At 51.9% G+C, this 22,513-nt stretch carries 11 protein-coding genes; 2 read left to right on the plus strand and 9 right to left on the minus strand.

Annotated elements, in window-relative coordinates; translation table 11 throughout:
• Positions 1-34: 34 nt before the first annotated feature.
• From FRY98_RS07360 to FRY98_RS07370, 3 genes are all read right to left on the minus strand, one after another.
• Positions 35-982, minus strand: coding sequence for an IS3 family transposase (locus tag FRY98_RS07360; protein WP_148451022.1), 948 nt, complete (start codon positions 980-982; stop codon positions 35-37).
• Entirely contained in the window at positions 910-1,227 is a 318-nt protein-coding gene (locus FRY98_RS07365; RefSeq protein WP_148451023.1) for a transposase, read from the minus strand. Before FRY98_RS07365 ends, FRY98_RS07360 begins: the two co-directional genes overlap by 73 nt.
• Positions 1,228-1,792: 565 nt before the next feature.
• Positions 1,793-2,983: an IS4 family transposase gene (locus FRY98_RS07370; protein WP_170286984.1), complete on the minus strand. Its 1,191-nt coding sequence runs from the start codon at positions 2,981-2,983 to the stop codon at positions 1,793-1,795.
• A gap of 364 nt (positions 2,984-3,347) precedes the next feature.
• Here FRY98_RS07370 and FRY98_RS07375 point away from each other — a divergent pair, with 364 nt between their 5' ends.
• Positions 3,348-5,324, plus strand: coding sequence for a J domain-containing protein (locus tag FRY98_RS07375; RefSeq protein WP_148451024.1), 1,977 nt, complete (start codon positions 3,348-3,350; stop codon positions 5,322-5,324).
• Positions 5,325-5,352: 28 nt separating this feature from the next.
• Complete coding sequence (locus FRY98_RS07380; protein WP_148451025.1) at positions 5,353-5,994, plus strand: DUF1266 domain-containing protein; 642 nt, start codon at positions 5,353-5,355, stop codon at positions 5,992-5,994.
• A 55-nt stretch (positions 5,995-6,049) separates the two neighbouring features.
• Here FRY98_RS07380 and FRY98_RS07385 read toward each other — a convergent pair whose 3' ends face one another.
• The 6 genes from FRY98_RS07385 to FRY98_RS07410 all read right to left on the minus strand — a co-directional run bounded on the left by FRY98_RS07385 (position 6,050) and on the right by FRY98_RS07410 (position 22,501).
• Entirely contained in the window at positions 6,050-6,874 is an 825-nt protein-coding gene (locus FRY98_RS07385; RefSeq protein ID WP_148451026.1) for a tetratricopeptide repeat protein, read from the minus strand.
• Between the two features lie 41 nt (positions 6,875-6,915).
• A complete protein-coding gene (locus tag FRY98_RS07390) occupies positions 6,916-7,104 on the minus strand; it encodes a hypothetical protein (RefSeq protein ID WP_148451027.1) in 189 nt (62 codons plus the stop codon).
• A 39-nt stretch (positions 7,105-7,143) separates the two neighbouring features.
• Entirely contained in the window at positions 7,144-8,244 is a 1,101-nt protein-coding gene (locus tag FRY98_RS07395; RefSeq protein ID WP_148451028.1) for a hypothetical protein, read from the minus strand.
• Positions 8,245-8,832: 588 nt separating this feature from the next.
• The gene (gene ectB, locus FRY98_RS07400; RefSeq protein ID WP_148451029.1) at positions 8,833-10,092 is read right to left on the minus strand and encodes a diaminobutyrate--2-oxoglutarate transaminase; all 1,260 of its coding nucleotides are present in this window, start codon (positions 10,090-10,092) and stop codon (positions 8,833-8,835) included.
• 38 nt (positions 10,093-10,130) lie between these two features.
• The gene (locus tag FRY98_RS07405; RefSeq protein WP_148451031.1) at positions 10,131-11,411 is read right to left on the minus strand and encodes an MFS transporter; all 1,281 of its coding nucleotides are present in this window, start codon (positions 11,409-11,411) and stop codon (positions 10,131-10,133) included.
• 14 nt (positions 11,412-11,425) lie between these two features.
• Positions 11,426-22,501, minus strand: a complete 11,076-nt coding sequence (locus FRY98_RS07410) for a non-ribosomal peptide synthetase (protein WP_170287051.1) — start codon at positions 22,499-22,501, stop codon at positions 11,426-11,428.
• Positions 22,502-22,513 lie beyond the last annotated feature (12 nt).

Here is a 22,513-nt window from a genome sequence, read left to right on the forward strand (position 1 = left end):
CAAGAAAGTGGACACTATTTTTTTGGCTTTCATGTTAAGCCGACTTTTTCTTCTTTTGCAATTGAGCCGCAAAGCGTACTGGGGACATATATCCCAATGCTCCATGGATTCGTTTCCGGTTATAAAAGAACTCAATGTATTCAAATATTTCTTCGTATGCCTGCTGCTGCGTCTTAAATTTGGTGCAGTAGATGAGTTCTTTTTTGAGAATACTATGGAACGATTCAATACAAGCGTTATCGTAACAGTTGCCTTTGCGGCTCATGCTGGCTTTCATCCGTAAGGTTTTTAGTCTCTTTCTGTATTCATCCGAAGCATATTGAGATCCACGATCTGAGTGGTGAAGCACTTTTCTTTTAGGCTTTTTAGCTGCATACGCATCATCCAGCGCTCCTAGTACTAATTCTGTTGTCATTCGCTCTCCTAAGCGCCATCCTACAATTTCACGCGTACAAAGATCCATAATACTGGCCAAATACAGCCGGCGTTCGGTGCATCGAATATAGGTAATGTCCGCTACCCAAACTTTATTAGGTTCATTGACTTTAAACTTTTGGTCCAATACATTCGGTGCAATCGGAAAGTCATGATTAGAGTCCGTTGTTCTTACTTTAAATTTCCTAGCTACACAAGAACGCAATCCCATTTCGTTCATGTAGTTGCTTACTGTACGCTCCGTAATCTCACAGTTCTCTTGATGGAGTAATTTCGTGATTTTGGGGCTGCCATACCGTTTCTTGTTATCGTAAAAGTGAAACCTAATCCGCTCCATGATTCGAGCCTTACGTAACTCCTGCTGGCTTGGTTTAGCTGATTTCCATTTGTAATAACCGCTCCGGGATACTTCCAGGACTCGACACATCTTCTCCACCGAAAACTCGGAGCTATGAGCTTCAATGAATTGGAACCTCAGTTCTTTGGTTTGCTGAAGATGTGAACCGCCTTTTTTACGATTGCTAACTCCTCTTTCGTATCCGCCAATTCTTGGTCCTTGAGCTTCAGTTCTTTCTCCTTCTCTTTCAGGAGTCGCTCCATTTCACGGAGTTTCTCTTGACTTGCCAAAGGTTCGTTTTCAAATGTTCTGTACTTTGCTTTCCATTGATGCAAGGTCTTTGCAGGGATATTCAATTCCTCAGCGATCTCCGGCATGGATTTCGTCTGTTCCTGAATGTATTTCACCGTCTTTCTCTTAAACTCCTCATTAAATCGTTGCCGCTGTTCACCCATGTGAACACCTCCTAATTTAAACTCTATTATTAAGGTTCTTTTATAAGGTGTCCACTTTTAATTCTAGTTGCAAACCTCCCGCTAATCCGCTTGAAATAATGCATATCGGCCATTCGGCCACAAAATAGATGGAGCTTTTCCCGTTAAATCTTGCTCAAGAGCCAAAAGCGGTACATTAGCGGGAGATTTTCCCGTTATATCTAGACGCCCCATCAGACAACCTTGGTTTGCGTAGAATTTCTGCACATCTACAACTCTTGAGCAACACCTTTCTATTCGACGGAGCCCTTTTTCCCTTTGAAAGCTAATAGATGAATCGTGATAAGAGCTTTTTACGCCGCTATTTTGTCGAATTCGCCTTAATTCTGGGAAATAGCCGCTTTTAAGGGTCTTATTTTACACTAGCGTTGCATTAAGTAATTTGATTATGAATAATTCCCCTAAATTTACTTTTAATCAATATTTTTACATTATGTTTTTCTTGGTTAAACAAAAAAAGCTAAGGGGGAAAAGGCCCTACGCATTATCCTTTTTTTTGAAAATTACTATTCCTGTTCATTTGTCATTAGCGTATGATCAGTCTCGGCTCCATTGACTTCTTTGCTTTTTTTGGTGGCCTGCCATTTCGCTTGGTTCGCCCCTTCGAGGTTCGTGTTGGCTTGCGGTAGAGGGCTTTCATCAGATCTTCCCACGGCTTTTCCGCATAGATACGAATCAGTTGAAGAAGATCCCACATCGATTTTTTACAGTCCAGGGTCAACTTGACGAGCAAGCATAAAGCATAGGCGATTAAAGCGATATACATTTGGTTCCAGATGACTTCTGGCGTATATCCATGTGGTTTAACTAATCGAATATGCTGTTTGACCCACTTAAAAAACAACTCGATGTGCCAACGATTTCGGTAAATCTCAGCGATTTGGTGTGCAGACAAGTCAAAACGGTTCGTTACAAGGCGATAAGTACGCTTCTGGTCATCATAAAACTCAATTAGGCGAAAAACCCCAGGCAAGCCCGGAAGCTTCACATCAGCATCACGGATGAAACCCTTCTGTCTTTTGGGCAGTTCCCTTTCCCGGATGATCGTTAGCCGGCTATTTTCCTTGACGCGACATACAAATTTGATCTTGTCCTCTAGCCATTGTTGAAAATGCTCGTACACTTGGTAACCACGATCCATCACATAAGTCGCGTCTTTGTCGACCGTGAATTCAAGAGCCACTTCATGGTCCGCGATATCCTTGGTGGAGGCGATGATTTTACCCGGATACATGGTTTTGGAGTCCACCACGACCAAGGAGGTGTGCATCTTCGCGCCGTGATTGGTTTCTGAACAGTAGCACCATTTTGCGAGAATAGGTGGCAGAGTAACTCCCGTCGAATCTAAGAGATTTAGTTTACCAATACCCGGAGTAATTCCCTTCAAGTTCTTCGTTTGCTGCTTGATTCGTTCCATGATCGAGAAAAAGAGCGTTTGAAGATTTGCCATAGGCAGTTGCTTCATTTTTCGTGATAACTGGGCAGCACTGATACTTTCGAGTTGAAGGAATTTCTGAAAATCGCGATTGGCGGCTAAATGCTCTGCTATCACTTTATAGGAACCGCGCTGGTGCAACTGAGCCTCAATAAACAGAAGAGTCGCAGAACCGACAAAAAATTTCCGGGCACGATAATCCAAAGATGTATTACGAGAAGGGTCCACATTTAATAACTTTAGACATTGACAAATGACAGTTTGATTAGGTACGTTATCCATAGTCATCTCCTTATTGTTGAGGCGTTTTTATGGATAACGCGAGGGTAACTCAACAATAGGAGATGTCTTCTTTTTTGTCTGCGAAATTTAATGCAACGCTAGTGCTTATTTTAGGAAAAAGAGAGCCAAAACCTGATTATTGGACCCCGAGGCAGAAAATAAGGCCTTTTTTGACCGCTATTTTCTCGGTTAAAGCGAATCTGGCCGAAATAACGGCCCAAAAGGCCGCTATTGCAGCAACCGCGAGGGTCTAGGGAAATTGTCGATGCTGGTGACGTATTTGCCGAAACCGTATCACATTGACCAGCGCCAATTCTTTAGTTCAACCTATCTAGATTTCGTTTGGAAGGTGGATCGCTTTTAGATGACCATTTGGGAACGGTTGGGACTCCCCCCAACGACGGATATGAAAGCCATTAAGCGCGCGTATGCCCGGCAGCTTAAAGTATACCACCCGGAGGATGATCCCGCCGGATATCAAGCCTTGCGGGAAGCTTTTGACGCCGCCGTGGGGTATGCGAAAAAAGGAGCGCCGCTTGAAACTGCGCAGAACGATGAAGATTGGGTAAATGCGGAAATGGAAACGGAAACGGAGCCTACCCGGGAGACAGATCTTGTCCTCCCAAGAATACGCCTGATGAACCCGGAGGCATACCCGGAACCCAACTCAAATCGGGAACCGGACCTTGTCCTCCCAAAAATACGCCTGATGAACCCGGAGGCATACCCGGAACCCAACTCGAATCGGGAGCCGGACCTTGTCCTCCCAAAAATACGAGTGATGGAAATGCCTCCCGTCGCCGAAACCGATCCGGCCGAAGCGAATCTTCGGGCTGTCGCGGAATGGATCGATCGCGCGGCCGCCCTATACGATGACTTCCCTGCGCGGATATCGGCAGTGAAGTGGGAGGAGCTTCTTCATTCCGAAACCGTGTGGAATCTGGACACCGCCCCCGTTGTCAGCGCACAGTTATTATCGCTTTTACAGACGCGCCGCTATCTGCCGACCGAAGTCTGGCAAATACTCGAAAAGAGTTTCGGCTGGCTCCGCATCATGGAAGCATCGGACGAGTACGACCCTGACCTCCATGCCGATTCCTTTCTGCTTTTTTACCAAAGGCAGCTTCAATCGGGGTTCCGTTTCGATTCCCTGCTCCGGACGGAAAATGTCGAGATAGACCGGTTTTTGGAACTTCGGGATCTCGGGCACCAAGCTCTGGTCATGGACCATATCCCGCAAGCTGAACAATATCTGCAAAGCGCCTATGCCCTTTTTGCCGATGATCCTGACCTGCTCAGGCTGCTGGGGGAATGTTGTTTTCGCAAAAACTACTACAAGAAAGCGTTGGATTACTTCAACCGGTTGATTGAGATCATGCCTGACGAAATCGACGGATATTGGTATCGTGCCAAATTGCTGCACTATAAACGGGACTATGCTCCATTGCTGGAGGAATGTAAATCGATCCTTGCCCGCTGGCCGGATCATGAGCAAGCCCGTCTGCTAATGGCGCACGCCTTCCTGGCACTCGGCAAAAAAGTGGAAGGAATCTCCTTGGTCCAAAGAATGGCGGAAGTCCATCATCCCGCATCCGGAACTCAATCGATTCCGAATCGGACCAAATGGAGGCGATTCGTTAATCGCAAAATAGTAACCGGTTTTGTCTTAGCACTGACGGCCCACTTGCTTCTGATCGGACTGCTCATATCGTCTTGGAACACGGCCAACGCCAGAATACCGATAAGTGTAAAAGATCTCCAGGCTCCGAACCTTATAAGCGAACAAAGATATGTCGAACTGCCCAATCTGGATTTAAAAAAATTGGAGGTGGGGGAGTATGTCTTAAACGAACAACGCGTTTTCGAATACAAACCCTATGCTTTTCTTCGTTTCGATCAATACGGTGATCCCGAGCGCTACATCTATCTTGGGGAAATTTCGGGAATGCCGATCATTTTCTTATCCGAGACACCGCTTGAGCTTGCAAAGGAAAAACGCAAAACGCCATTAAGAGGATACCTGTATCCAAGCAATCCCGAATTGGGCTTGGCGGTCGCCCAAAGTCTCCAGTGGGAGTCTCTTTATTCTTCCGACGACGCGATAGGGAGACTGGCAGCTTACTCGCGAAGCCTGAACAATCTCGATGCCAAAGCGGCTGAAGAGCTTGCGCCTTCCGAGCTTGCCCCCTTCGTCGAAACGTATTTCGAGGTCAGGGGACCGATAGTCGAAACGCCCTATAACAGACAATTCGTCTTCCAGCTTGGCATCCTGGTTTTTCTCGGGATTCTCGGCGTATACAAAACGGTATTCGAATACATAAGAATTCGACGGATTCGATGATAAATTTACGAAAGGAGTATACTGAAGGATGCTAAGGCAATGGGACAGATTGTCATTTTATGATTCTATGACTTATACGCTGTTTAATACCGGGCTTTCTTTTAGTGAAGGGATAGGTAGCTATCGCCATATCCAAACCTGTCCTTCTCAAGCGATCACCGACTTCATGCTCCTTCATGGCATTAAAAATGAAGAAACCTTCGATCACTTTCTGAACTGGCTGCACCATAAGGGTTATCGGCATGAATTTAACAACTATGCCCGGCTGCTTTCCGCTCTATCTCATCCTGCACGACAACAATATATGGAAACGACGGGGGAAGAACATAAAAATAAGTCCAGGCTGTATTGTGTCCGAACCTTCATGGATGTATTGGCTCCCTCCCAGATCGCTGCCTATGACTATGCACTAATGGTAGCCTTGTTTCGGATGGGCGTCCGTGTCAAATTCATGACTCGAAAAGCCGCTCGTTCCTTCAGCGTTCAATTCGCTGAGGTTGTGCAAAAAATGTATGTGAGCTGGAGCGAATTCCATGCCGCATGTATCGCCGGCGCCTACTTCGCCAATTCCCCGGCCGACCCGGCGTCGCTCACCAGCCAATACTCTCTGGATTTGCTTATAGCAACCCGCCATACTCCGCTGATCGAATGGGATCATAAGCTAAATTGAAATCGATTGGCGGCCGAAAAAGCGACTGCCTCTTTCGGGGCAGCCGCTGAATAATTTACTGATATCCCTTAAGTTCGGGATGCCTAATGTAAAACAGTTCTTTATAATTAAGCTTTCCTTGCTCCGGCTGGTAATCCAACCCGAAAACTTGTATGTTCATTTTTACATTTTCTACGTACTTATCTACGTCTTCCTCAAAAGTTTCTACATCTATTTCGGGAATGATTCGATAAATGATGAATTCGGTATGATAATGTTCCTCCATCTCCTGATATTCCTCATACAATCGAATGCCTTCTGGAGTTGCGGGTTTATTCGGCAGGCGCTTGTTGCCGGTGTAATATTTTTGGGCCAACGGGTGCATCGCGGCGATCGACTCGGATATCTTTTTTGATGAGAGCGTCCCGCCCTTCTTTAATTCTTCCTTAACTTGTTCCCACTTGGCATCCAACTCCAGCATATTTCCGTAGAACTCCTTGATTTGCCTGGCCTCAAGAACTCCCATCAGTTTCTGGTAACTCTCGTTCGGTGTATGGGGCGCCAGTTCCTTGGCGCTTTCAAATAGCCCCAGGGCTTCATCCAAATGATTCTTCCTAGCCGCCGCATTGCCTTCCCGGATCAGCTCGGCGGTCAAAGCCATAATTTTCTCGGCCTGCTCCTTCTTATCCCGGGCTTCCAGGTTTTCCGGGTCCTTGCGAAGAACCTCGGCATACACCTCGACCGCCTGTTCAAAATCCCCCACACGCACAAGACTGTCGCCTTGCACAATCGATCCATCCTCTTCAATGCGACTGTGAGGCTTGTGATTACTCGGGAAAAAAACGAGCAGAAAAAAGAACCCCACCAGATAAACGATAGCCCAGTGCCATTTCATTTTCATACCCTTGACGAGTCTCCTTCAACTTTGCATAAATTTCCGACTTATTTCCGCCGCTGCTTCGTCATCCGCATGTACATCACGATAGCCGCAATCATCATGGCGATAAAACCGATGTCTTTGGCCATCGCGGGCGCCAGACCGAACAGCAAGCACAGATTGGTTACGAGCGAATTGGTCAGCAAAGCCACCAGAATCAGCATCACCGGTCGCCAAACATTGTATCCTCTCAAATGAACGCCCCCTGAAATGATGATTTAAAAACTATTATATCATGAGGAACCGCCCGCCACCTTTTCCCCCGCGGACATATCGGTAATCGTCCACCTTCCGCCGTTCCCGTCCCCCGTCTTGGCCAATTCGAAAATGGTCTCCTTCTGCTTTCCGCTCTTGTCTGTCCACACCAGCGTAGCGGTTGCGGACTTACCGCTTCCGCCTTCCTTGACCTTCAAAGCGCTCCCTTCCTCTTCTAGGCCCAAGATCAAGCTCTGCATAGTGCCGTCATCCACTTGAGGCACGTTCTTCCCGGGATGCACGCCGCAGTACCGGCATAGTTCCGCCCGGCGCGAAATAACATTCTGCGGCAGTTTTTCGTCGATCTTGCCCAGCGCCAAATACTCCTCTACAACTTCCTCCGGGCTCGCCGGGTAATCGGGCAATTGGACGGACGTATCGGTATGTACGAATTCCCCTTGTTGGAGCGTATAAGTTCTGGTTACTTCATAGTAAAATACGTCGTAACTATAGCGGCGCTGCTCATATCGGTCGAATCTGCCGTTATTGTCGGTGTCCAGCAAAACGTCCTCGCCCGCACCGGTTGCCGAAGCGCTATATACGGGATTTTCTAAACGGTCGCCCGCCAACTCGAATAGGTTGAAGCCGGTCATACTGTCCCAATTGGTAAGTCCCAGGTAAATCATAGGGTTGTCGCGTCCATCCAATTGAATGAGCTTGATGTCGTCGACAGCGTAACCGCCCGAATTCAGATTGTCCCCCAACTGGACAATTTGGCCGTCCCGGTTTTTGAGGACATAGATGTCTGTCAAATCGTCGTTGGAAGGACCGTAAGCCACCACCGCCTCCTCCAGCCCATCCCGGTCCAGATCCTCTTTTTCAAAAAAGAATAATTTCCGATCTTCCCCAAGCGCCTTCTCTTTCTCTGTCATGAATTTTTTAAACAGCGGGGTGGTGTCCGGCTCGTTCGCTCCATCCTTGGCTTTCGCCTCGTTCGTCATAGACGCCGCCGTCCTCTGCACCGGTTCTACGTTCGCCTGAGCGCCGGCGTTCGCATTTTGGCCCGGAGCCGCTTTGGAGCAGCCGACCAAAGCGGTCAGAACCAAAATGGAAACCACCCGCCCGAATTTTGTCATCATCGTATGTACCTCTCCTGTCCTGTCTGCCTTGCCAAACTTGCCTCCTCCTCTGTTTTAACAGATTTTCCCGGTTCATGCCATAAAAACTGGTTCAGCCGTCGCACCCGGCTTACCACCAACGTCACATACAATCATAAGCGTGCGTTTATTACTAGTCCCGCTTCAGACAACCTTGATAATATAGAATTCCTGCATATGTGCATGTTTTTTTCTCGTTCGGGGCCAAAATTTTAAAATTCCTGCGATTCTGCAGGAATTTTCGACGAAACCGGCTCGATTCTCTAAAATCGCTAGAAATGCCTGCAGATTTGCATCTTTTTTCGCATTCCCTCGGGAATCGGCCTAAAACACCTGCAGATTTGCATTTTTTTGGAATTGGAAGTTTGGAAGCACTCCAGGCGCCTCTTTGGATGTGACATATCACTTCGATTAGCCATTAAGCTACCTTTTCCTTTCGTTATACATAGCAGCTTGAATACTCCTACTATAACGAACCCATCAGGTGGTTTTTGTTTCGCACGCTTCGCGTGCTCAACTGGCTAAAGGCATTAAAAAAACCGGGGTCCTGTGAACCCCGGCTCTCGTTGTTTAAACGCTATACGAGTAACAAACCTTGCTGATCGACTCCTTAATCGTCTCGCACCCGCGCTTCAGATTGTCCATACTGATCGTCAGCGGAGGCATAATCTTGATCACCGTATCATTCCGGCCGGCTCTTTCCAGGATGAGGCCGTTCTTAAAGCAATTTCTGGCGATCTCCCCCGCCGCCTCCTCGCCCAGCACGGCGACGTCGATTCCCCAAATCAGCCCGATGCCGCGGATATGAAGTCCAGGGCCCAGCGGTTCGATTTCATTTTTCAAATATTGGGCGACAAAGGCCTCTTTCTCCCGAACCTGCTCCCCGAGTCTCTCCGCCGCTCTGAATTCCAGGGCGGCTTTGGCCGTCACGAAGGCCAATTGATTGCCCCGGAAAGTACCGTTGTGTTCTCCCGGGCTCCAAATATCCAGCTCCGGTCTGATCAACAGCAACGACATCGGCAGTCCGTACCCGCTGATCGATTTGGACAAAATGACGATATCGGGTACGATTCCCGCACGTTCGAAGGAGAAGAACGGGCCGGTTCTGCCGCAGCCGACTTGAATATCATCGACAATCATCAGAATGTCGTGGTCGTCGCAAAACTGGCGCAGGTTTTGGAGCCATTCGATTCCGGCCACGTTGATCCCGCCCTCCGCCTGAACGGTTTCCAGAATAACCGCCGCCGGTTTGGCGGTCCCGGAATGCGTATCCGTCAGAAGCCGCTCCATGTAACGGATCGTATCCAGGCCTTCCACCGAAGCCTCGTATGGAATAAAAGTGACGTGGCTGAGCGGAAGTCCCGCACTTTCGCGCATCGAATTGCTGCTGGTGATGGACAGGCTCCCCAGGGACATCCCGTGGAATCCGCCCATAAAGGCAAAGACACCGGTTCTGCCTTTGACCTTTCGGGCCAGTTTCAATGCGGCCTCGACCGCATTCGTCCCCGTCGGGCCGCAAAATTGCAGCTTATAGTCCAGGGCTCGCGGTTGGAGAATATGCTCCGAGAACGCGAGGATAAAGTCTTCCTTTGCCTTGGTATACATATCGAGTCCGTGCATAATCCGGTCTTGGGAGACATACTCCAAGATTTGGGCTTTCATATACTCGTTGTTATGGCCGTAATTGAGTGCGCCCGCTCCCGCAAAGAAATCGATATAGCTCTCCCCCGTCTCCGAATACAAGTGATCGCCTTTCGCTTTATCAAAGATGACCGGGAAGCTTCTGCAATAAGACCTAACGTTGGACTCCAGGATTTCGAATGCTTTCATTTTTCATTCCTCCTCGGCTTTTTCCGTTCTATAACATGTCAGGCTTCGTGTGCTTCCACAACTCTAATCGGTTCCGGTTCCTTGCCTTGGGTAAAAAACTCCCTCAAGTCCCGGTTGCGGTGCGCCAAAATGCCGACCGCAAGCATTCCGATACCCGATATCACCGTAATATAGTACCAGTCCACGATCTCCAGAAGTGCTCCGTAAACCCACATACCGACGGGCACAGCGATCGTCGTCACCGTGCTCACTACCCCTAAAATACTGGCCCTGATTCGCTCCGGGATGTAAAGCTGGACGTAAGAGAGCATGGGGATATTTCCCATCGTGTTCAGAGCTCCGGTTAACGACAGGACGATCATAAAACCGGCCATAAGCAGCGCGGTCGCGCTCTTCTCAAAAATCGACCATTCCGGAAACATCCACAGGATGATCATTAAAGCTTGGCACTGGATAAGAATGAATATTTTGTTGGTGATAAACCGGTTTACCGCCGGCAGCGACACGAGAATGGCTCCAATAATCACACCGACCGCCAGAGCCGCTTCGATAAAGGATAACTGCTGCGGAGTCATATCCAGCGCCTGATAAACGATAAACGGCAGGATCAGGGAAACCGCAGGACCGATTACAAAGTTGATAAAGACGAAAATCATCAGCAAATACTTGATCGCGGCGCGCTGCCGGATATATCCGTAAACCTCCTTCAAGCTTTCGAAATAAGGCTTGGGCTCCTCGCCCTCGACTTTGCGGGACGAGAACCGCAGCATCAAATTAAGAAACCCGGATAGAATGAACGCGGCCCCCTCGATCAAAAAAATCCGCTCCAACCCGAATTGACTGTAAGCCGCCGCCCCCAGCACCGGCCCTAATATCCCGATTAGGGCACTGATGCTTTGCGTGCTGGAGTTGACCGTCGCCACCCGCTCAGGGGCCACGATATTCGGAATGGACGAGTTAATCGTCAGGGTAAAAAGCGCTTGGAGGGCGCTTAGGATCACGGCGTAAACAACGAACAGCCAAATGCTGTCATGATAAAAATGAAACATGAACATAAGCAGCAGAATAGAAATTCCGCACAGGAAATCGGAAATGACCAATATCCGTTTTTTGCTGCGGCTGCGGTCGACGAGCACACCTGCGACCATATTGACGATGATGCCGGGAATATAGGTAAAACTCAATACAAGCGCGAACATACTTGATGATCCGGTGAGATCTAAAATGTACAGACTTAGCGCAAAGCGAAAAATGGATGTCCCCAGCTCAGTAATGAGCCTGCTGAGACTGAAGATTACAATGTTTTTGGAGTCTCTCATATGGTTAACACCTTTCAGTCGTGCAGAGTATAACCCTTGATTTGTTTTCCGGCGGCCTCATCAAGCATGTTCCGCACCTTGTCCGAATCCTCCGCGGCAGGGATAATCAGCGATACGCAAATCTGGTCTGCCCTTTGCCAGGCCATAAAGAGAATCCGATTCGGATCATCGCAGTTCACACCGTCCCCGTCCAGGTAGTCCAATTCCGTATCTTCTCCAAGTTCCCCAAGATAATTGAAATTGACAGGCATCTCATGATGGGCAGCGGCCAAACGAACGCCCACGTCGGTGAAACCCGGGTCGCTCGACTCGTTATACAGCAAATTCGCAAAATGGATGTTATGATCGGAAACCAGCTTCAGTTTCTGTTTGATCGCCTCGGCCTGCTTGTCCATGTCCGCTTCACAGTCCAGCAGCATCGGGATATAATCGACGCACTCGCCCACGAGCTCGTAGAAGGCTTGATCCCCGTATTGTCTGCCAAAATGGGTCATCCACATCGGAATCCGCTTCATATTGAAATAAGAACCGAAGAACCTCGCAAAGATTCCTAGCGCCGTTATCCATTTGTCTTCAGCATCATGGGCGGCACCCGCTCGTGAATCTATACTGATGGAATGGTTAACAACGGTCGTCTTGAGCGGCTCTCCGTCGCCGATATTCCGCAGACGCATACTAACGGCAACCTCTTTGGCGGCACCCGCGAAGGACGGAATGTCAAACAGTTCATTGAATCGCTGCGCCGCTATTCCTTCCGGCCCTCGGCAGATCCGATCGATAAAGTCCGTAAACGTCGCATGCGTTTTTCCTGTTTCGGCGCTTTTCCCTTGGCTCAGCAGCTCATACCGTTCGATGACCCGATTCCGAAGTACCTCATTGCTCATATAATCAAAAATCGTGTGGGAAAACGGAAGCAGCAGGATATATTCCTTTACGCTCTGCTTGACCAGCAATACCCGGTACATCAAGGGATCCCGGCTTGTGTAAGGCTCGATAAAGAACTTGTCCATCAGGGCCTTGAGGATATCGCGCTGCGTGCCGGGCTCGAAAGGGGAAATATCCATCATCGGCAATTCAAGCCGATCCGGGCCCTCGTACAGCCGCCAAAATCCAGCTCCGGCATCCGTCTCCTCCACAAATACGCTTCGCATCACCTCCTCGACGGATACAATTTGCTGCAGCGCCTGACTCAGCAATTCCGGCTGAATGGTCTTGTTCCACTTCACCATCGTTCCCGAGACATCTTTATGTTGGAAATGGTACATTTGGGACGGTGAAATTTTGTAATCCTTAACCACCCATTGGTCCGTAATTCCCTTGGCGTACTCCGCCTGCATTTTGGCGATGGATTCCAGCCGGTTAGCCACCCAAGCCGAACCAACCGTTTGCCGCAAATTCAATCGTTCCATCCATGTTTCCCGGCTCATGCTCAGGTTCAGGGTATGAGCCGCCCGATCCTCGGCCCCCGCAATGTAATGCGGATGCAGGCGCTCATCCATCCGGCTGGCGATCAGTCGCTCCGCTGCCTGCTTCAGGGGTTCGTCCAGCCCGTCGATGTGGACGACCTGATACTCCTCCTTTTCAACGGAATACGTGCGCCATTGGCAAGTCCGCCCCAACTGCGCGCCGAGCCATTGCTCCGCCGCCCGGACATCCGCGATGTGATCCCGATGCCCGGACATGGACATTACCGCATGGTTTGACCGTATTCCATAAGCCGCCAATTCCGCCGGAGTTTGATGGGTGAAAACCTGATTGATACTCAGCTTCCAGCCGAGATCCGCCAGCCTTGTCACCATTTGCATCGCTTTTAACGAATGTCCCCCTAACTCAAAGAAATTGCTGTGGACGCTGATGCGGTCGATCCCCAAAATTTCCGACCACACCTGGACAACTGCGGCCTCAACCCCGTCCCTTGGCGGCGTGTACTCCACCTCATTCCCGTCATATTCCGGCTCGGGCAGCGCCTTGCGATCGACTTTACCGTTAACGTTCAACGGAAGCTGCTCCATAAAGACGAAGACGGAGGGGATCATATAGTCGGGCAGTTGCCGGGCCAGATACTCCTTAAGAACCGAACCGGTCAATTCCACCTCGGCCGCGACATAGGCGCACAGGAATTTGGTTGACGCATCCCCTTGATCCTTCACCAGAACGACCGTCTCTTTGACCGAGGGATGACTGAGAAGCAGGTTTTCAATCTCGCCGGTTTCCACCCGGAATCCCCGGATTTTCACCTGATGATCCAGTCTTCCGATAAACTCGATCGTTCCGTCCGGAAGCCATTTGGCCGCATCTCCGGTCCGGTAAACCCGATCTCCCGGCACAAATGGATTGGGGATAAATTTTTGCGCCGTTAAGGCTTCATTGTTTATATATCCCCGGGCGACCCCGTCTCCGCCGACCCAGAGTTCCCCGGGAACGCCAACCGGATTCAAATTGCCGTATTTATCGACAATGTAGGCCGTTGAATTGCTGATCGGGGGACCGATCGGCACGCTTTTCTCGTAAGCCTGCTCGATCGTGAAGCAGCAGGAGAACGTCGTATTCTCCGTAGGCCCGTATCCGTTCACCAGAATCAGGTGCCCGGCATGCTCCCTGACCAGCTGAATATGTTTCGGAGAGAGGACGTCTCCGCCGACGATCAAGTAGCTGACGGAGTTAAACATATCCGGATTATGCTGGGCAAACTGGGTAAACAGCGGCGATGTCAACCATAAGGCCGTAATATGGTACTTGCGCAGCGCTGTTTCCAGTCGCTCCGGATCCAGCAGCGTAAATTTGTCCACCAGGTACAGCCTGGCTCCGTTCAACAGCGCCCCCCAGATATCAAAAACACTGACATCGAATACCGGGGCCGCCGTTTGCAAAACGCGATCTTCTTTCGTGAACCGTACATAATTCGTATTTTTGACCAACCGGGCCACGCCGAGATGCTCGACCATGACCCCTTTCGGCATTCCGGTGGAACCCGATGTATACATTACGTAAGCAAGGTGGTTGATGCCGGTCTCGTGCGAAAGATTCGGAGCGCTGCAGTCATCCAACTGGCGATGATCCAGGATGATGACTTCCGCTTCTTGAACAGCGCGGTCCGCATAACAGCTTCGGGCGAGGAGCCAGCGGGCTCCGCTGTTCCGGAAGAAATAGTCCACCCGCTCTTTCGGATGCTCAGGATCGATCGGAAGATAAGCGCCTCCCGCCTTCAGAATCGCCAGCATCCCGATGATCATCTCCAGGGTGCGGTCGCCCATGATCGCCACGACGCGGTCCGGGCCGACCCCTTTGGCGCGAAGCGTTCGCGCAAGCTGGTTGGCCTTGGCGTTGAGCTCGCCGTATGTCAGCTCGGTCCCATCGCAAACGAGAGCGATTCGTTTCGAATGACGGCTGGCCTGCTCCTCGAACAGCTCGTGGATCGTTTGCCGGGGGTGCGCCGTCTTGGTATTGTTAAAATCAACCACAATCCGGCGGCGTTCTTCCTCGAGCAGCATGCCGATCTCCGACAGCCTGACCTCCAAGTTCGCCGTAACGGTACGCAGGATTTGGAGGTAATGGGCCATCATCCGCTCCACCGTGTCTTTCCTGAACAACCTTCGGGCGTACTCCACATCCAGACGGATTCGGGCCCCCTCCTCGGCCGCCGTAACCATCAAGTCGAATTTGGACGTGCCGTTGTCAAACGGGTAAGGCTCAATAACCAGTCCTTCAAGCCGGATTTCCCCCACACCGATGTTATCCACCGCAAACATGGTGTCGAACAGCGGGTTGCGGCTAATATCCCGTTGAAGGTTCAGCTTTTCGAGCAGATCCTCGTATTGAACCTGTTGATGCTCAAACGCCTCGAGAGAGAGCTTTTTGACCTCTTCCAAATAGGCGAGAAACGACTTGTTCCCCTCGGGTTGCGAGCGTATCGCGAGCGTATTGACGAACATGCCTATGACGTTTTCCAACTCTTTATGCGTTCGGCCCGCTGCTGGGGTGCCTACGATAACATCCTCCTGATTCGCGTATTTCGAGAGCAGAATGTGATAGGCCGCCAGGAGGAACATGTACAACGTGGTTCCCGTCCGGGCGGCGGCATCCACAATTCGGGCGCTTAATTCGCTGTCGACTTCCAGGGAGAAGGCGTCCCCTTCGAAGCTCTGGATTTGCGGCCGCGGTTCATCCGTAGGCAGATTCAGAACGGGCAGTTCGCCGGCGAACCGCTCCAGCCAATACCGCTCTTGCTTCGCGTAAGCTTCCGTCCGATACCTATCGTTTTGCCATACCGCGTAATCTTTGTATTCAATTCGCTCCCGCTCCGCATCCGCCGTTTCACCATGGTACAACCGGCCTAATTCTTCGACCAGAAGGCGGATCGATGCCCCGTCGGAAACGATATGATGGATGTCGATCATCAGCATATGCTTGTCGTCACGGAGCTTCGCCAACCCAACGCGGATCAGCGGGGCTGCCTGTAAATCAAACGGCTGCACGAAATGCCGCAGAGCTTCCCGAATAAGCTGGGGATCGTCCGGGATTTCCAGATTCTGAATGGCGAAGGGAACCTTTGAATGCACCTTCTGTACCAATTCCCCTTCGCGGATGTGGAACGACGTCCTGAAAGCCTCATGCCGGCGAATTAAGTCGATAAACGCCTGCCGCAGCCGCGAGGGGTCCAGACTCCCCGACAACTGCAAGGCAAATGGCATATTGTAAGCCGTTCCGGTCCCCTCCAGCTCATTCAGGATCAGCAAGCGTTTCTGCGCGGACGAAACCGGATAATACGCCTGTTCCGGAACGCGTGCAATCGAGCTGTAGCCCATCGGCTCCATCGCGTCCACGGCCGCCGCCATTCGCTCCAGCGTCGGGTGATGAAACACCCCGCTCAACGGAAAATCGACGCGTAGGCTTTCCTGGATATGCGCCGCAAGCGTTGCCGCCTTCAGCGAGTGCCCGCCCAACTCGAAGAAATGGCTGAATGCCCCGATGCCGGCGACCCCCAATACATCCGACCACAGCCCGGCCAGTTTCCGTTCGGTTTCGCTGCGCGGCGGTACATGGTGATCCCCTGGCGTGGCGGAAAAATCAGGCTGGGGCAGCGCGCGGCGATCGATCTTGCCGTTGGATGTTAACGGGATGCTGTCCAGAGCGACGTAGTGGACCGGAATCATATACTCCGGCAGCTCCCGAGCCAAGCCTTCACGAAGCTCGCGAACGGTCCATTCCCGCGACGCCGTGAAGTAGGCGCATAGTTCCTTTTCCTGCTTCGGATTCATTACGACCGTGACAATCGCTTCCCCGATCCCTTCCTGCTTCAGGAGCACCTTTTCGATTTCACCCAGTTCAATGCGATAGCCGCGGATTTTGACTTGTTCATCCAGGCGGCCCAAGTATTCCAGGTTGCCCTCCGGCAGCCATCTCGCCAAGTCTCCGGTTCTGTACATGCGTTCGCCCGGATAGAAGGGGTCCGCCGTAAACTTCTCCGCCGTGAGTTCCGGCCGGTTCAAATACCCCCGCGCCAGGCTGTCTCCGGCGATGCACAGCTCGCCGGGAATCCCCACCGGAAGCAGCTTGTTGTAGGCGTCCAGGATATAAACCCGGACATTGTCGATCGGTTTGCCGATCGGAATATTGTCGTAATGGCCATCCACCTTAAAGGCCGTGGTGACAATCGTATTCTCCGTAGGCCCGTAGTTGTTCACGAGCTCGTAAGATCCGGGACGGTAAGACTTCAACTTGTCCCCTCCGGTGATCAAGACGCGCAGCGAGCTGTTCCCAAGCTGGGTGAACTGTTCGCAGACAGCCGTGGGCAGGAAGCTGACGGTGATGCCGGTTCTCTCGTAATAATCCGCGAGGCGCGGCACGTCGTACCGAATCTCTTCCGGAATAACATGCAGTTCTCCGCCGGACAGCAGCGTCGGGAACACTTCCCACACGGAGGCGTCAAACCCGAATCCGGCGTATTTGGTGCATTTATCCTCCGCCGTCAGCTTGTAATAAGTCCGGTACCACTCCGTCATATTCATCAGGGAGCGGTGCTCGATCATCACGCCTTTCGGTTTCCCCGTCGACCCCGAGGTATAGATGATATAAGCCAAATCGGAAGCGGAACCGGAAATCGGCGCCAGCGGCGGCTCTTGTAAGGGAGAAGACTCCCGAAGCGCCAGGGCTTCCTCCAGATCGACCTTGGGGATATTTATGTTCCAGTCTTTGGACTGCAGCAGCCGTTTTTTGGTGAGCAGCAGCCCCGCTCCACTGTCCTCCAACATATACGCGATGCGTTCGGCCGGATACTCGTGGTCGATCGGGAGATAAGCCCCGCCCGTTTTCAGCACCGCAAGCACCGCCACGATCATCTCGGCGGAATGCTCCACGAGGATGGCCGTAATTTGCCCCGGCCTGACGCCGTTGGCCTGAAGGAGGGATGCAAGACGACTGGCCTGCCGGTCCAATTCCCGGTAAGTCAAACGCTGATCTTTGAATACGACAGCCGTCCGATCCGGGGTCCGCTCTGCCTGTTCGGCAAAACACATAGGCACAGTGCGGTGAACCGCAATTTTCTTTTTGAGACCATTAGACTGCTCCAAAACCAGGCGCCTTTCCTCAGGGGACAGCAATTCGAGCTCCGATAACGGGATCGTCCGGTTCGCCGCAATCGCACGCAAAACCTCGACATAGTGCTTCAGCAGCCGCGTGATCGTCGAGGCCTGGAACAGCCTGGCCGCGTATTCCGCATCCACAATCATTCCTTGTCCCTTGTCCACGACCGTCACCGTCAAATCGAACTTGGACATACGGCCGTCCCAGGAAGAAGAGCGGGCGGCAAGCCCGTCTAAGGCCACCTCTTCGATGTCGAGATTCTGCAGCGTAAACACCGTATCGAACAAAGGATTGCGGCTTAAATCGCGTTTTAGCCCGAGCTTCTCGATCAGATCCTCATACTGGTATTCTTGATGTTCAAAAGCCTGGAGCGCCGTTTGCTTCACTTCGCCCAGAAAGCGGTCAAACGGCTTCCCCGCTTGCGGTTTGACGCGCAAAGCCAGCGTATTGACAAACATGCCGACCGTATGAAGCACATCCGCGTTCGGCCTGCCGGCTGCCGGTGAACCGATAACGACATCTTCCTGGGAAGCGTATTTCGACAGCAGGATGCTGTAAGCGGCGAGCAGAACCATGTACAATGTAGTCCCCGTTTCACTCGCCAGCTGTTTCAACCGGGACGCCAGCGCTTCGTCAATTTCCGCGAAAACATACGCACCCTCGAAATTCTGAATTTGCGGACGCGGGTAGTCTGTCGGCAATTGTAGCACGGGAAGCTCTCCGGCAAATTGTTCGAGCCAGTACCGCTCCTGCTCCTGCAGCGCGCCGGAAGCAAACAGCCCATTTTGCCAGACGGCAAAATCTTTATATTGAATCCGCGGAACCTCGCGGACAACCTGCTCGGCCGATCCGTCATCCTTGCCCAGAGCGTTGTACAGCTCACCGAGCTCCTTCACGATAACGCCGATGGAGGCTCCGTCGGCCGCGATATGGTGGATATCTATAATCAGCACATGCTGCTCTTCCTGGGGTTGGACGAGCCCGACCCGAAGCAACGGTGCCTCCCCGAGATCGAACGGCGCAACGAAGGAATCGACCAGGTCCTCCGGTTCCTGACCCGCTTGTATTCGCAAACGGGTCATGGCAAAGGGCACGCTCTCCTGCACCCGTTGGATCGGTTCGCCCTGATGGAAGGCAAATGATGTGCGCAGCGCTTCATGGCGGGCAATCAACATTTGAAACGCCCGTTCCAGCCGTTCGACATCGAGTTTCCCTTCGAGCCGCATGACAAAAGGCATATTATAAGCGGTGTCCATCCCCGCCTTCCCGTTCAAAATAAACAGCCGCTTCTGCGCGGAAGACACCGGATAAAACTCAGCCTTTGGGGCGGGCTCGATCGCGGCATAATCCGCTTGCCGGGTTCCGCCGAGCCTTACAGCCATGTCGGCGAGCACGGGTGCCTCGAAGACCTCCGCCAGCGGCAGTTGGATTTGGAACTGTTTCTTCACTTCCGTAACCAGTTTTAACGCCGACAAAGAATGACCGCCGAGTTCAAAGAAATGATCGCTTGCGCCGACGGCGGGCAGGTCCAACACCGAACTCCAAATCTCCGCCAATTTCCGCTCGGTCTCAGTCCGAGGCGCAATAAAGGATTCCGCGGAATATGCGGCGTGTTCCACCGGCTCGGGCAGCGCCTGCCGGTTGACTTTGCCGTTCGGCGTCAACGGCAGCGAATCCAGAAACACCCAGTGGGCAGGAATCATATACTCGGGAAGCTGGTTGGACAAGTATCGCTTCATGCCGTCCGCATCCAGACGCTCGCCGACCAGGTAAGCGCACAACGATTTGTTGCCTTCCCCTTTATCCCGGACCGCAACCACGGCTTCCCTTACGTCTTGATGCATCTGGATCCGGCTTTCGATTTCGCCGGTTTCAATGCGGAATCCCCGGATCTTCACCTGATGGTCCATCCGGCCGATGAAATCAATCGTTCCGTCCGGAAGCCAACCGGCGGTATCTCCCGTACGGTAGACACGCTCTCCTTCCGCAAAAGGGCTGGCGATAAACTTCTCCGAAGTCAAAGCCGCATTGTTGATATATCCCCGTGCGACTCCATCGCCGCCAACCCATAGTTCTCCCGGAACTCCGACGGGGCATAACTGTCCGTAGAGGTCGACGATATATGCCGTGGAGTGGGCGATCGGGCCGCCGATCGGGATGCGGGCATCCTCCAGCGAACGGATCGTATGGCAGCAGGAGAACGCCGTGTTCTCCGTCGGCCCGTAGCCGTTGATAATCGTCGTCTCCGAGCAGCGCTCGGCGACCCGTTTGATATGCTTGGGTGAAAGAGCGTCTCCCCCGACAATCAGATGGCGAAGCGGGCTGAACAGGTCCGGCTGCAGTTGGGCCAGTTGATTAAACAAAGGGGAGGTCAGCCACATCGTCGTGATTTCGTATTCGCGAAGCGCCTCCCCCAGCCGCTGCGGATCCAGGATCGCGGACTTATCGATTATATAGAGCTCCAGACCGTTCAGCAGCGCGCCCCATATTTCAAACGTGCAGGCGTCGAATACGGGGGCGCCCGTTTGCAGAATGCGATCCCCCGGTTGAAAGGGGACGTAGTCCGTGTTCCGGACAAGCCGCACCACATTCTGATGTTGGATCATAACCCCCTTAGGCCGCCCCGTTGAACCGGACGTGTACATGACATAAGCCAAGTTTCCGGGCGTCGGCTCCCCTGCCTCACTAGAAGCTGGTCCTTGATCCGGCTGACGAAGGTCCAAGGAAAATTCCTCTTCCGTTTGCTCGAGAAGAATCATCTCCACTCCATCCACCCGCTTGTCGGCGTAACACTTCGGCGAGACGATCCACTTCGCCTGACTGTCGCTCAGCATGTAGGCGATGCGGTCATCCGGGTATTCCGGATCGAGGGGCAGATAAGCGCCGCCTGCTTTCAAAATACCCAGCATGCCCACGACCGTTTCCACGGACCGATCGCCGATGATGCCTACGATTCGGTCGGGACCGACCCCTCTGCTTCTCAACCGGGATGCAAGCCGGTCGGCTCGCGCGTTTAACTCCCCGTACGTAAGTCTGATATTGGAGCTGACGACAGCCGTCTGTCCGTGGATTCGTTCGGCCTGACGCTCGAACAATTGCACCACGGTTTGATCACGCGGATATTCGCCCGCCGTGTTGTTGAATTGATGCAGGATTTGCCTTTGCTCCTCGTCCGTGAGGATCGATATGTCCCGGATCGCCACGTCCGCCTTGCGGCTGATCTGTGTCAGTACCTGCTCGAAATGCCGGAACAAACGGTCCATCGCGGCTTCCTCATAACGGGAAGCATTGTACTTGAACTTGACCTCAAGCCCGTCGTTCGGCATCAGAATCAAGTTGAAATCATAATGCGTCTGCTCGAAGTCCTCCAGGTCGGTCATCGTGAAGGGGCTGTCCATGTCGTCCTCCGGGTCCGCGCTGACCGGATAGTTTTGAAACGCATAAATATGTTGAATCAGATTGTGCTTCTTGGATGTAAGGGATTGAATTTCCGCAAGCGGGTAAAAATCGTAGTTTTGCGTATCCAGGGAGGATTGTTGCACTTGTTGAATTAGTGAAGAGAACGGCTGATGGCCCTGGAAGGAAATCCGGATCGGAACTGTATTGATAAACAGCCCGACCATGTCCTCCACTCCCTCCACTTCGGCCGGCCGACCGGAGGTGACGGAACCGAAGACCACATCCTCGGTTCCGTTATAACGTCCCAGTAGCAGAGCCCAGGCCGACTGGAGTACGGTATTTAGTGTGACTTGATGGGTTATGGCCAACCGCTCCAGTTTTTGCGCCGTCTCCTCGCTGATTTTATAGCTGCGGTCGACCTGGACGGCGCCGCGATCCCGATCATGCCGGCCTTTTATGCCAAAAGACGGCAGTTCGATCGCGGAATCATAGTTTCGCAAATATTCGGCCCAGTAGGAGCGGGCTTCCTCCCGGTTTTGCCGGTCCAGCCACTGAATGTATCTGGAGAAGGGAGGGGCCTCCTCCAAGGACAAGGATTGGCCCCGGCTCAGTGCCTTGTATACCTCGAACAGCTCCTGCACGATTGTCTTCAAGCACCAGCCGTCCATCATGATATGGTGATAGCTCCAAATCAGCTTATATCGCCGATCCTCCGTTTGCAGTACGGCTGCGCGGAGCAGCAAATCCTTGGCCAAATCAAAGCCCTTCTTCTGATCCGCCTCAATGAAACGCTGGATATACTGCTCCCGCTCCGCTTCGCCCAAATGGGATAAGTTTTCGTAAAAGACGGACATGACCCGTTTTTTAAATACAATCTGTTTCGGGTTTTTCATATTTTCATGCAGAAAATTCAGCCTTAACACATCGTATTTCTCGATAAGCGCGTTAAAACTTCTTTCCAGCAATCCAACATCCAGTTGTCCCGAGACGGTACAGGAAAACTGTTCAAAATAGGCCGAAGATTCCGGATTTAAATAGGAATGGAACAACATTCCCTCTTGCATCGGCGTTAGGTTGAATACCCCCGAGATCGACAGCTTTTCGCTCATGACCATCTCTCC

This window comes from Paenibacillus faecis (assembly GCF_008084145.1).
In the GTDB taxonomy this organism is placed as follows: domain Bacteria; phylum Bacillota; class Bacilli; order Paenibacillales; family Paenibacillaceae; genus Fontibacillus; species Fontibacillus faecis.